Origin of the sequence: Nocardia mangyaensis (assembly GCF_001886715.1) — a bacterium.
Lineage (GTDB): Bacteria > Actinomycetota > Actinomycetes > Mycobacteriales > Mycobacteriaceae > Nocardia > Nocardia mangyaensis.
The window spans coordinates 6681419-6694910 of sequence record NZ_CP018082.1 but is presented as its reverse complement, the minus strand read 5'-3'; the positions used below and the strand labels follow the sequence as shown (position 1 = coordinate 6694910).

Annotated in this window: 6 protein-coding genes; 4 read left to right on the top strand and 2 right to left on the bottom strand. The window is 70.0% G+C overall.

Annotated elements, in window-relative coordinates; translation table 11 throughout:
* Position 1: 1 nt before the first annotated feature.
* Both BOX37_RS30295 and BOX37_RS35650 read right to left on the bottom strand, forming a co-directional pair.
* Positions 2 to 1405 (bottom strand): MFS transporter, encoded by a 1404-nt coding sequence (locus BOX37_RS30295; RefSeq protein ID WP_084760394.1) that lies wholly within the window; start codon positions 1403 to 1405, stop codon positions 2 to 4.
* 25 nt (positions 1406 to 1430) lie between these two features.
* A complete protein-coding gene (locus tag BOX37_RS35650; RefSeq protein ID WP_240505111.1) occupies positions 1431 to 8060 on the bottom strand; it encodes a type I polyketide synthase in 6630 nt (2209 codons plus the stop codon).
* A gap of 288 nt (positions 8061 to 8348) precedes the next feature.
* On the opposite strand from BOX37_RS35650, the gene BOX37_RS30280 reads away from it, so the two are divergent.
* The 4 genes from BOX37_RS30280 to BOX37_RS30265 all read left to right on the top strand — a co-directional run bounded on the left by BOX37_RS30280 (position 8349) and on the right by BOX37_RS30265 (position 13485).
* Positions 8349 to 9335 carry an alpha/beta hydrolase gene (locus BOX37_RS30280; RefSeq protein WP_071930588.1) on the top strand — a complete coding sequence of 329 codons (987 nt, stop codon included), beginning with the start codon at positions 8349 to 8351 and terminating at the stop codon, positions 9333 to 9335.
* Positions 9332 to 11560 (top strand): MMPL family transporter, encoded by a 2229-nt coding sequence (locus BOX37_RS30275; protein WP_071930587.1) that lies wholly within the window; start codon positions 9332 to 9334, stop codon positions 11558 to 11560. Before BOX37_RS30280 ends, BOX37_RS30275 begins: the two co-directional genes overlap by 4 nt.
* A gap of 75 nt (positions 11561 to 11635) precedes the next feature.
* Positions 11636 to 12994 carry a D-inositol-3-phosphate glycosyltransferase gene (gene mshA, locus BOX37_RS30270; RefSeq protein ID WP_206045935.1) on the top strand — a complete coding sequence of 453 codons (1359 nt, stop codon included), beginning with the start codon at positions 11636 to 11638 and terminating at the stop codon, positions 12992 to 12994.
* Complete coding sequence (locus tag BOX37_RS30265; RefSeq protein ID WP_071930586.1) at positions 12991 to 13485, top strand: type III secretion system chaperone family protein; 495 nt, start codon at positions 12991 to 12993, stop codon at positions 13483 to 13485. Before mshA ends, BOX37_RS30265 begins: the two co-directional genes overlap by 4 nt.
* The last annotated feature ends 7 nt before the right edge of the window (positions 13486 to 13492 follow it).

Genomic DNA, 13492 nt, shown 5'->3' with positions numbered 1-13492 from the left:
GTCAACTCCGTTCGTTGCTGGGCAGGGCGAGGGTGAGCGCGCCCATCGCCAGGGCCAGGACCGCGACGGCGGCGAACATGCCGATCGCGCCGCCGAGGGTGTGCGCGCGGAAGAAGACCGCGCTGAGCAGGGCCAGGCCGAGCCCGTTGCCGACCTGTTCGATGGTCGGCAGCAGGCCGGAGGCGTCGTCCATGCGCTGCTGGGACAGCCCGGCCAGCATCATCGGCTGCAGCTGGACGCCGAACACGCCGACGCCGATGCCGGAGACGAAGATCGGGAACAGGGCGATCCGCAGGTCGACGGTGCCATCGGTGAACCACAGGTAGCCGGCGCCGATGGCCACGCAGCAGCCGAACCAGGCGATGCCGACCGCAAGCGCGCGGGCGCCCCAGCGCGCGACCAGCCACGGCGAGAGCACCGCGCCCACACCCGCGCCGAGCGCGAACGGGGTCATCGCGATGCCGGTGCGCAGCGGGGAGAACCCGACGATGTCCTGCAGGGTAATCGAGATGGCGAAGACGAACGCGGTGAACACGCCGAAGAACGTCGTCACCAGGATCGAGCCGATGGCGAAGCCTCGATCGTCGAACAGTGTCAGCCGGACCAGTGGCGCCTGCGACGAACGATATTGCTGGACAAGGAATCCGGCGCCCAAGGCCAGCGCGGCCACGATGACCGCGGCGGTGCCGAGCCGCCAACCGTGTTCCTGCACATCGGCCAGCGCCGACAGCAGCGCGAACAGGCTGACCGTCGACAGCGCTGCCCCGGTGAGGTCGAGCCGCCCCGGCTCGGCCGCGCGACCCAGATGCAGCCAGCGCCACGCCAGGACGAAGGCTAGCGCGCCGAGCGGGACATTGATCAGGAAGATCGCATGCCAGCCGGTGCCGGCGATGTTCGCGGTGATCAGCGCGCCGCCGAGAATCGGTCCGAGCATTCCGGCGAAACCGGCGGTCCCACCGTAGACGGCGAACACCAGCGGGTGCTTGGCGCGCGGGAAACTCGCGGTGAGGATGGCGATGGTCTGCGCGGCCATCCCGCCGCCCGCGATGCCCTGGGCGACGCGGGCGGCGATGAGCTCGGTCGCGGACTCCGACATGCCGCACCAGACCGAGGCGGCGGTGAAGGCCACCATCGACCACAGGAACAGCGTGCGCCTGCCGAACATCGCGCCGAGTCGCGCGGCCGGGAGCAGGGTGCAGGCGAAGGCCAGCGAGTACCCGGTCACCACCAGCAGCTGCGCCGAGGACGAGGCGCGCAGGTCGGCGGTGATGCTCGGCAGCGCGGTGTTCACGATCGTCACGTCGATCATCTGCATGAACACCGCGATCAGGCACCCGGCGAAGGCAGGCCACGCGCCGTGGCGAGCGCCCGTTTCCGTCGGGGCGCTCGCCCGCACGTCGGTCATCGCGCATCTGCCCGGGTGCACGAGGTCATCGCTGACCGCCGACCAGTGCGGGTTCGCCGGTCTCGGACTGATCCGCGGAGTCCACCGGCGCCGCGGCGATGTCCGGCAGCGACATCCGGGTGGTGTCGGCGGCCAGGATCAACTCGGCGACCTTCGGGCCCGCCTGTTCCAGGCTGAACGAGCGACCCATCTGCAGCGACATGAGTTCGATGCCGAGCGATTTACCCACGCGCGCACCGAATTCCACCGCCATGAGCGAGTCGAGACCCAGTTCGGGGACCGGCACGGTGAGGTCGATCGAGTCGGGGGCGACGCCCATCACCACCGCGAGCTGATCGGCCAGCATCCGGGCGACGGCGTGACCGCGTTTGCCCTCGTCGAGGGCGGTGAGTTCGGCCTGCAGGCGAGCCAGCGCCGAATTGTCCTCGACCGAGGCCGCGATCAGCGCGGTGAGTCGGCCGGTGCGGGTCATCTGCGGGAACGACGCGGCCAGCCGGGACCAGTCGGTCGGGATGATCGAGGCCCTGGTGACGCCGAGGCGCAGTGCCTGTTCGAGGTAGGCGGTACCGTCGGCCATGTCGATGGGCGCGAAACCGGCCACCTCGAGGTACTTGGCGACCTTCTCGTCGGCCGCCATGCCGCCGGTCGCGCCGGACATGTGGCCCCAGCCCACGCACAGCACCCGCTCGCCGGCGCGCGCCCACTGCTCGGCCAGCGCCTCCACCGCGAGATTGGCCGCGCTGTAGTTGTACTGGCCGAAGATGCCGAACATCGAGCCGCCCGAGGAATACAGCACGAACATGTCCAGCTCGATGCCCGCGTTGGCGACCGCGCGGTGCAAGACCTTGGCGCCGTGCACCTTCGGGCGGTACACGCGGGTGAGTTCGTCCAGGTCCATCAGGCCGATCCGGTTGTCGGCCACCGCGCCCGCCGCGTGATAGACCCCGCGCAGTGGATAGCCATCGGTGTGCGCCCGCCCGACCACCCCGGTGACCGTGACCAGATCGGCGATGTCGGCGAGTTCCTCGACCACCTCGACGCCCTTGGCGCGCCACGCATCGAGCTGCTGACGGGCATCGTCGGTGCGCGCGCCACCGCGCCCGACCAGCACCAGTCTGCGCGCGCCCTTGCTGACCAGCCAGCGGCCGGTGGCCAGGCCGAAGCCGCCGAAGCCGCCGCTGATCAGGTAGGTGGCCGCGCCGTGAATGGTGACCTCGGGCAGCTGCGGACGCACCGGCGGCGCGGGATCGTCCATGCTCAGCGCCACCCGGCCGATCCGCGACGAGCGGATCACCTCGTCGAAAGCCCTTGCCACCTCGTGGGTTTCGAACAGTTCGTAGGGGAGTGCCTGATAGACGCCGGCCTCGATCTTCTCGTAGACCCGACGCAGCAGGTCGGCCAGCTGCATCGGGCGGACCGCGCACATGCGATCGAGGTCGACGGAGAAGTACGAGAGGTTCTTGTCGAAGTTGGCCAGCTCGAGCAGACCGCCGGTGTACACGTCGGCCTTGCCGACTTCGACGATCCGGCCGAATTCGGCGACGGCGCGGAAGTTCTGGCGCAGGATCTCGCCCGGCGCCGTGCTGAGCACCACGTCGACGCCGACGCCATCGGTGAGCATCAGGACGTCGTCGGCGAAGTTCAGTGAGCGCGAGTGCAGGGCGTGATCGACGCCGAGGGCGCGGATGTGGGCGCGCCGTTCGGGGGTGCTCGCCGTGCCGATGATGCGGGCGCCGCGCGACTTGGCGACCTGGATGGCGGCCGAACCGACACCGCCCGCGGCACCGTGGACGAGCACTGTCTCGCCCGGCAGCAGTCGGGCCAGGTCGAGCAGTGCGTATTCGGCGGTGCCGAACGCGGTGGTGCTGGTGCACAATCCGGGCTCGGCGCCCGCGGGGAGCCGGATCGCGGCGTGCTGGTCGACCAGGTGGTAGCGGCGCATCATGTCCTTGGCGGCGATGGCGACCAGGTCACCTTCGGCCAGCGCGTTGACGCCCTCGCCGCGTCGTACCACCGTGCCGACGCCCTCCATGCCGGGGGCCGTACCGAAGAACGTGCCCGCCAGTTCCCGTTCACCGAGCAGGCCCATCACCTTCAACGGGTCCTTGTAGTTGAGGCCGATGACCCGCATCCGCACCTCGACTTCGCCCGGTCCCGGATCGCGCCGGGTGCTCGCCCGCCACGAGAGCGCCGACAGCAGACGCGATTTCGGGACCTCGATGGCGAAGTCGGCGGCCGGGTCGGCGAGCGGATGTGCGGTGTCGAGTTCGTCGATGCGGTCCGGCAAGGGCTTGGTGACCGTGGGCGCCCAGCGTTGGCCGGCCCGCAGCAGGATTTCGTCGGTGTTGTCGTGGGTGAAGGCGCCGGGCACCGACAGCTCAGTGGCGAGCAGGTCGAGCGATACGTCGGGGTCCACGTCGATCAGGCGCCAGCGCAGGGCTGCCTGTTCGTTGAGCAGGACCCGGCGGGCACCGGCAAGGGCTCGGTGGCGGTACTGGGGTTCGGATTCGTCGTCGGGGAGTGCGAAGGCATCCTCGGTGATCAGGGTGATGTCGATCAGGCCCTCGCCTAGCGTGGGCAGCACCTCGCCCTGCTCGATCAGGGAATCGGCGAATTCGCCCAGCGTGACGGCGATCTGTTTGAGCGTCCACAGGGCGGCGAGGTCGTCGTGGACGGCACCGGCGACCAGACAGACGTGTAGGCGCCGGGTGATCGCGGTCGGAGAGCCGGACTCGGGTGTGGAGAGGTCGCCGATGGAACGCGCCGTGCGACTCGACGTTTCATCCGCGTCCGAGTCGGTGTATTGCGCGGAGTCACCGCTCGTACCCGCTGGCTCTGCCGGTGTCTGTCCGGCGAGGTGACTGTGCGCGCCCGTTGCGCTGCCGGTGCCCTCCGAGCTCGCTGTCCGCTGGCCTAGGTCGCAGTCGAGGGTGTCCAGCGCGTGGGCGGCGGCGTACAGATGCTGGGTGAGTTCTTCGGTGAGGTAGGCGGTTTCGGTGGGTTCGGTCGATGGTTCGGTGATTTGCAGGACGGCCCCGGGCAGTGCGGCGGCCAGGGCGCGGGCGCGGTGGCTGGCGCCGAGTGCGACGACGACGGTCGCGGTGTCGGCGGCGGGGAGCGTGGCAGGGTCGATCGGGTCGCGGGGTTCGAGTTCGTCGGTGTAGTAGAACTCGGCCATGCGGTGCAAGGGGTCGGCGCCGGGGTTGAGGGCGCCGACCTGGACGCCGACCAGGTGCAGGCAGCGGTGGCCGGACTCGTCGAGCAGTTCGATGTCGGTGCGCAGGCGGGTGCGCGGGTCGCGTCGGGCCAGCACGGTGATCTGTTCGGGCAGCGCGCTGTAGAGGCGGACCGCGTCGACGGCGACCGGCACCAGCGCGCCCTCGCCGATGGCGTCGTCGGCGAAGAGCAGGGCCGCGACCTGCATGGCCGCGTCGACGACGGCCGGATGGGCGAGGTGCCCTGACCCGGTGCCGATGCCGGCGTCCACGGTCGCGACGACGGTGTCGCTGCTCGCGCGGACTGCAGTGACCCGGCGGAAGGTCGGCCCGTACTGCAGGCCACGCGCGGCCAGGGCGGAGTAGAACAGCTCGGGAACGAGCTCGATGGCCGAATCCAGTTCGGGAACGGGCACCTTCGTTGTCTCATAGCCGCCGGTGAGCAGGCGACCGATCGCGTTGACCGTCCACACCGAGCCGGTGGCGCTGCGCGAGCGGATCAGGAAGCGCCCGCTGGCCTCCTCGACGCTGAGTTCGAGCAGCGGTACATCGGGGGCGCCCATGATCACCGGCGCCACGAAGCGCACGTTCTCGAGCGCGACCCGCTGCTCACCCATCCGCTGGGCCGCCGCGCTCAGCGCCGCGTCCAGATAGGCGGCACCGGGCAGGATGCGCACCCCGCCGACGACGTGATCGACCAGCCACGGCAGCTTCTCGGTGCCGATCTGCAGCAGCCAGCCGGGCCTGCCCTCGAGGTCGGGATCGCCGAGCATGGCGTAGCCGCCGGGCGACCCGTTGCGCAGCTGCTCGAACAGCGGCAACGCCGAGTACAGCCGGGTGCGCTGCCACGGGTAGCGCGGCAGTGGCAGGTGCGGGGTGGCGCGGCGATCGGCGGGGAACAGGATTTCAGGATCGAGCGCGCCCGCGCTGTAGAGCCCGGCCACGGTCTGGCGGACACTGATCGAGTCGGACTGTTTGCGGTCGAGCGTCGAGACCGTGACGCCATTGTCACCGGTCTCGAGCAACAGCTCACGAATGTTGCCCGACAGCACCGGGTGCGGGCTGACTTCGACGAAGACCCGATGGCCCGCCTCGATCAGCGCGCTCATCGCGTCGGCGAACCGCACCGTCTGGCGCACGTTCGCACACCAGTACCGCGCGTCCCAATCACCTTCGGTGACCTGGTGACCGGTGACGGTGGAGTACAGCGGGATCGTCGGCGCCTGCGGGGTGAGATCGGCCAGGACCGTGCGCAGTTCGTCGAGGATGGGGTCCATCAGGCGGCTGTGATACGGCACCTCCACCCGCAGTCGCCGCGCGAAAACGCCCTGTTCGGTGAGGGTTTCGGCGAGCTGGTCGAGGCGGTCGGGGTCACCGGCGAGGGTGAGGCTGTTGGGGCTGTTCACCGCGGCGATGTCGATGGCGTCCTCGGGTCCGATCAGCTCGGTGGCCCGCTCGACGCTGATCCCGGCGGCCAGCATCGCGCCCGATCCGGCGGTGCTCGCCTGCAGCCGCGCCCGGTGATAGGCCACGGTCACCGCGTCGCGCAGCGAGAGCGCACCGGAGACGTAGGCCGCCGCCACCTCACCGACACTGTGCCCCACGATCACCGACGGGGTGATCCCGTACTCGGCCAGCTCGCGCACCAGCGCGACCTGCACCAGGAAGTTGGCGGGCTGGGCGACCATGGTCGCGGTGACTCGCGATTCCTGTTCCGGCCGCAGCAGTTCACCGATGATGGACCATCCGGCCACCTCCCGGAAGACGGCGTCCACCTCCTGCGCGGCGGCCGCGAAAGCGCCTTCGGCGCACAGCAGTTCGCGCGCCATGCCCCACCACTGCGGGCCCATGCCGGAGAACACGAACACCGGCGCCGCACCGCGGGTGAGAGCCCTGGTGGCGTCGCGCCCCGCACCCTCGGCGTAGTCGCGCAGTGCCCGAATGAGTTCGGTGGTGCCGTCGATGAGGACACCGGTGCGGAACGGGTGGTGCGCGAGCCGGGTCCATGCCGCTTCGGCCAGCCGGTCGGGGTCGGCGCCCGCGGCGATCAGCTCGGCGAAACGGCCGGCCATCGCCCGCGTCGCGGCGGGGCTGCGGGCGGAGACCGGCAGGATCCCAGAGTGTTCCGGCGGCTCGACGGGTGCGGGCTCGCGGTGGAACTCCTGCACGATCGCGTGGGCGTTGGTGCCGCCGTAGCCGAAGCCGTTGACCGCGATGGTCATCGGCAGATCGGAGTCGACCGGCTCGGGCTCGAGCTGGACGTGCAGGCCCAGCTCGTCGAACGCGATGTCGGGATTGGGGGTGTCGAACCAGCCCTGCGGCGGAATCGTCCGATGTGCCACGGCCAGCGCGGATTTGATCACGCTCGCCACCCCGGCGGCGGCCTCGGTGTGCCCGAGCGTGGCCTTGAGCGAGCCGACGCCGAGCGAACCCGCGCGTCCGGAGGCGGCGCCGTAGACGCGGCCGAGCGCGCGCAACTCGATCGGATCGCCCACCAGGGTGCCGGTGCCGTGCGCCTCCACATAGGTCACCTCCTCGGGCGCGGTGCCGGAGCGCTCACACACCGCCCTGGCGAGCGCCTCCTGGGAGACGTCATTGGGCACGGTGATGGCGGTCGTGCGGCCGTCCTGATTGGCGCCGGTGCCCTTGATCACCGCGTAGACCCGGTCGCCGTCGCGCACCGCGGCGTCGAGCTTCTTGAGCACGACCATGCCCGCGCCCTCACCGCGCCCGTAGCCGTCGCCCGCGGCGTCGAAGGATTTGCAGCGTCCGTCGGTGGCGAGGAAGCCGCCCTTGCACATCATCACGAACGTCTCCGGCTGCAGCATCACGTTCACGCCACCGGCCAGCGCCACGGTGCAGTCGCCGTTGTCGAGCGCCTGGCAGGCCAGATGGATCGCGACCAGCGAGGACGAGCACGCGGTGTCGACGGTCAGGGCCGGGCCGGTGAGGTCGAGGGCGTAGGCGATGCGGTTGGACAGCATCGTGTACGACGCCGAGGCCGCGGTGTGCATGTCGACGTGGGCCAGTGCCGGGCCGACCACCCCGATCACCGACTGGTCGACGACGAACCCGCCCACGTACACACCCACCGAGCGCCCCGCGGCCTTCCCCGCGACACCGGCGTCGTCGAGCGCCTCCCAGGTCACCTCGAGCAGCACCCGCTGCTGCGGGTCCAGCCCGGTCGCCTCACGATGGGAGATCCCGAAGAAATCGGGGTCGAACTCCCACGGGTCGCCGGTCATGAACGCGCCACGACGGGTGTAGCTGCGACCGGGTGTCCGTTTGTCCGGATCGTAATAGCGGCGATAGTCCCAGCGACTCGCCGGAATATCCCCGACCGCATCGCGCTTTTCGACAACGAACTCCCAGAACGATTCCGGTGAGTCTATTCCACCGGCGAATCGGCAGCCGATTCCGACAACAGCGATGTCCGACATGATTCCTCCGCATCAGGGCCCTCGATGTCAACATGTGCCCGGTCTGCGCAGCGTAGGACTCATCACAGCGAAAACCGGCCTGGAGTAGCGTGGTTCGTCCATGGCACCAACGTGATAGGTCTGTGATTGTGATCGCGACTCGAGGAGAACGTTTCCTACCTGCTCGCACAGGGTGCCGGAAAATCTTCTGGTAGTCGTCACAGTGTTTTCGCGAAACCGTGTGTAGCGTTCGGAAATACCGTTGAATCGCGGGCAGAAGACAGGATTCGGCGTAGAGATCGGAGTTCGATGATGTCTGGTCGAGCAGTGTGCGCTCGAATCGTCGCCGCCATCGCCCTCGCGGTGGCCGCGCTGGGGGCGGCCCCCGCCGCGACCGCGGCACCCGCCGCCTGGATCGACGACCTGCGCCACGAGCCCGACCGCACGATCGATGTCGGCGTGTACTCGCCCGCCATGGACATCGTCACCCGGGTGCGGGTGCTGCGCGCCGCCGACCCGAAAGCGCCGGCGCCCACGCTGTATCTGCTCAACGGGGTCGGTGGCGGCAGTGACGGGAACTGGCTCGATCGCACCGATGTGGTCGAGTTCTTCAAGGACAAGCAGGTCAACGTGGTGATCCCGTTCGGGGGAGCGGGCAGCTACTTCGCCGACTGGCGGGCCGACGATCCGGTGCTCGGCAAACAGCGCTGGACCACCTTCCTCACCAAGGAGTTGCCCCCGGTGATCGATGCCGAATTCGGCGGCAACGGCGCCAATGCCATCGCGGGACTGTCGATGGCGGGCACCTCGGTGTTCCAGCTCGCCCTCGCCGAACCGGGGCTGTACCGGGCGATCGGCTCCTACTCCGGGTGTGTGCGAACCAGTGATCCACGCGGGCAGGCCATCGTGCGCACGGTGGTCGGGAGCAGGCTCGGCAACGCGGCCAACATGTGGGGGCCGCCGACCGACCCGGCCTGGTCGGCCAACGACCCCTACCTGCACGCGGAAGCCCTGCGCGGCACCGAGGTCTACATCTCCTCCGGCACCGGCATTCCCGGACCCTTCGACACCATCGACGCCCAGGGCGACCCGATGCAGCTCACCTATCAGCTGCTGTTCGGCGCCTCGCTCGAGGCCGTGACCAACCTGTGCACGCACCAGCTGCGGGATCGACTGCAGTCATTGGGGATTCCCGCGACCGTCGACCTGCGGCCCACCGGCACCCACTCGTGGGGGTACTGGGAAGAGGATCTGCACAAGTCGTGGCCGGTGTTCGAGGCAGCGTTGGCGCGGTGAGCCGATGGGCGGACTTCGTCGTCGTCCGGCGATACGCCGTCCTCGGCGCGGTGGTCGCCGCGTTGCTCGCGCTCGGCGGCTACGGACTCGGGCTCGGCGACCGGCTCAGCGCCGACGGCTGGGACGATCCCGGTTCGGACTCGGTGCGCGCCGGGCACATTCGGACCGAGGCCTTCGGACGTGACCACTCCGCCGACGTGTTGCTGCTTTTCCACGCACCTGACGGCCGCACCGTCGACGATCCGGTCTTCGCCGAAGCCGTTGTCGCGCATCTGAACCGGCTGCCCCGCGCACACCCCGCCGAGATCGACCGTGTGAACGGCGCGTACTGGCCCACCGAAACCGGTGTGGCCCAACCGGCGATGTTCGGCACCGACGATCACCGGCACGCCTTCGCGGCGCTCTCCTTGCGCGGCGAGGACAACACCACGCTGCTGCGCAACTACCGCGCGGTCCGCGACGACCTCGCTTCCCCCGGCCTGACGATGGAGGTGGCCGGTGGGCAGGTGGTGGCGGGCACCCTCACCGACACCATGGCCACCGACCAGCGGCGCATGGAACTGATCGCGCTCCCGGTGGTGGCGGTACTGCTGTTCCTGGTGTTCGGCGGGGTGATCGCGGCCGCCCTGCCGCTGCTGGCAGGCGGGCTCACCGTGCTCGGCGCGTGGGGCATCATCCGGGCCATCACCCAGGTGACCGAGGTGAACTCCTTTGTCGCCCCGGTGGTGTCGATGATCGGCCTCGGATTGGCCATCGACTACGGGCTTTTCGTGGTCAGCCGGTTTCGGGAGGAGCTGGACGACGGTCGCGAAGTGGCCGACGCGGTCCGCCGCACAGTCCTCACCGCCGGACACACCGTCCTCGCGTCCGCGACGATCGTGATCGCCGCGGCGGCGACGATCCTGCTGTTCCCCCACGGCTTCCTGCGTTCGTTCGCCTACGGCACCATCGTCACGATCACCCTCGCGGCGCTCACCGCCCTCACCGTGCTCCCCGCGCTGTTGGCGATACTCGGCGCTCGCGTCGACGCCCTCGGGTGGCGCCGGCTCGCCTCGACAGCGCACCCCCCGCGCGCAGCTCGCGGTGCGGAATCGGTCGGGGTGTCGGATCGTGAGGGGCCGGCGCGGGGCTCGGATCTGGGCAAGGGATCGCTGTGGTGGCGCCTTGCGGGGTTGGTGATGCGACATCCTCGGGCGGTCGCGCTCTCGGTGTGTGCCGGGCTGCTCGTGCTGGTGGCACCGATCGGGGGGTTGGCGTTCGGGAGTGTGAGCGAGCGGTATCTGCCGCCGGACAACGGGACTCGGCTGGCCCAGCAGCACTTCGACGAGCTGTTTCCGTTGCGTCGGGCCGATCCGATTCGGCTGGTGTTCGTCTCCGGCGATCCGCTCGCGGTGGGTGCGGTGTGGGCCGCGGCCAACGATGCGCCGGGGCTGGCCGGGCCGTTCGGGGTACCCGCGCGCGGGACGCAGCGGACCGAGGTGTTCGCCACCGAGGCCGCGCTCAGTGATCCCACCGACGCCCGCGCCACCGTCGACTACCTGCGCGGTCTCGCGGTACCGCCGGGAACCACGATGCTGGTCGGCGGGGAACCGGTCATCGGGCAGGACAGTGTCGACGCGTTGGTCGACCGACTGCCCCTGATGATCCTCGCGGTCCTGCTCGTCACGACCGCCCTGCTGGTGTGGGCCTTCGGCTCCTGGGTGCTGCCGATCAAGGCGGCGTTGTGCAATGCGCTCGGACTGGGCGCGACGCTGGGCATCCTCACCTGGATCTTCGTCGACGGGCACGGCGCGCAGCTGCTGAACTTCACCCCCCAGCCGATCATGGCGCTGCTGCTGGTGGTGATCGTCGCGGTGATCTACGGGCTGTCCACCGACTACGAGGTGTTCCTGCTGTCGCGGATCGTGGAGGCCCGCGCCGCGGGGGCGAGCACCGCCGACGCCGTGCGCGAGGGGACGGTCCGCACCGGACGCATCATCACCGCCGCTGCCCTGGTGCTGCTGGTGGTGACCGGGGCGTTCGCGTTCTCCGAGCTGCTGATGATGCAGTACATCGCCTACGGCATGGTGGCCGCGCTGCTCATCGACGCCACGGTGCTGCGCCTGCTGCTCGTCCCCGCGCTGATGACCTGGCTGGGCGAGTGCTGCTGGTGGCGACCGTCATGGCCGAAAATCGCTCGCGGTGACGACGCCGATCGGGCAGGCTCGGTGTCGAGCCACGCGTGAACTCACTCACGAAGCGCTGTGACGGCCGTCACCGATCCCGGTAGGGGTATGGTCGGCGGCGTCGCGGCGTGCACACTGGAGAGTGTGAGTGAGCGTCGTTCGGAACTTTTGCCACACCGCATCGCGGTGCTCTCGGTGCATACCTCACCCCTGGCCCAGCCCGGCACCGGCGACGCGGGCGGCATGAACGTCTACGTGCTCAACACCGCCATCGAACTGGCCCGACGAGGCACCGAGGTGGAGATCTTCACCCGCGCGACCTCCTCCGAACTGCCCCCGGTCGCCGAAGCCGCGCCGGGTGTGCTCGTTCGCCACGTCGTCGCCGGCCCCTTCGAGGGTCTGGACAAACACGAACTGCCCACCCAGCTGTGCCCGTTCACCGCCGAGGTCCTGCGCCAGGAGGCCAGGCACCTGCCCGGCCACTACGACCTCGTGCACTCGCACTACTGGCTCTCCGGCCAGGTCGGCTGGCTCTCGCGCGACCGCTGGCGGGTACCGCTGGTGCACACCGCGCACACCCTCGCCGCGGTGAAGAACGCCGCGCTCGCCGAGGGCGACACCCCCGAACCCGAGACCAGGGTGATCGGGGAGAAGCAGGTGATCGCCGAGGCCGACCGGCTCGTCGCCAACACCGGTGACGAAGCCCGTCAGCTCGTCGACCTCTACGGCGCCGACGCCCACCGCATCGATGTGGTGCCGCCCGGCGCCGACCTGACCCGCTACCGCCCCGGCGACAAGCGCGCCGCCCGCGCCGCGATGGGTCTGCGCGCCGACGAGCAGATCGTCGCGTTCGTCGGCCGGATCCAGCCGCTCAAGGCGCCGGACGTGCTCGTGCGGGCCGCCGCCGAACTGCTGCGCCGCGAGCCGAGCCGCAGGCTGCGCGTACTCATCGTCGGCGGGCCTTCCGGCACCGGGCTGGCCCGGCCGGACGCGCTCATCGAACTGGCCGCCGACCTCGGCATCGCCGACCGGGTCACCTTCCTGCCGCCCCAACCCGCCGACCGCCTCGTGCAGGTCTACCGCGCGGCCGACGTCGTCGCCGTGCCCAGCTACAACGAATCCTTCGGCCTGGTCGCCATCGAGGCGCAAGCCAGCGGCACGCCGGTGCTCGCCGCCGACGTCGGCGGCCTCGGCACCGCCGTGCGCCACGGCGAATCCGGTCTGCTCGTCCCCGGCCATCGCACTCCCGAGTGGGCCGACGCGCTGGCCGCCCTGCTCGACGACCCGGCCCGGCTGGCCCGCATGGGCGCCACCGCGGTCGAACACGCCGAGCGCTTCTCCTGGGCGCACACCGCCGAGGGACTGCTCGACAGCTACGCTGCCGCGATGGCCGAATTCCGGGCCCAACGTGGCCCGATCGCCCTGCTCGCGGGCGATACCGGCCAGGCCAGATCACAGGCGCTGTGGCGGCGCCGGACAGGAGTACGACGGTGAGCGCCGTATCGCAGGTGATCGACGAGACGCTGCGCGATCGCGAGATCGAATACACCCGCCACGGCGACGACACCTTCATCGCCGTGCTGCCGGGCGAGCGCAAACTCACGACCACGGTGATGCTGACCGTCGGCAAGCACGGCGTGCGGATCGAATCGTTCGTCTGCCGCAAGCCCGACGAGAACTTCGAAGGCGTCTACAAATACCTGCTGCGCCGCAACCGCCGCCTGTACGGCGTGGCCTACACCCTCGACAACGTCGGCGACATCTACCTCGTCGGCCGCATGTCGGCCGAATCGGTGACCCCCGACGAACTCGACCGCGTCTTCGGCCAGACCCTCGAAGCCGTCGACAACGACTTCAACACCTTGCTCGAACTAGGCTTCGCCGAATCCATCCGCAGGGAATGGAAATGGCGCGTCTCGCGCGGGGAATCCCTGAAGAACCTGCGCGCCTTCGAGCACATGATCGACGACGCCGACAAGCCATGACCCGATG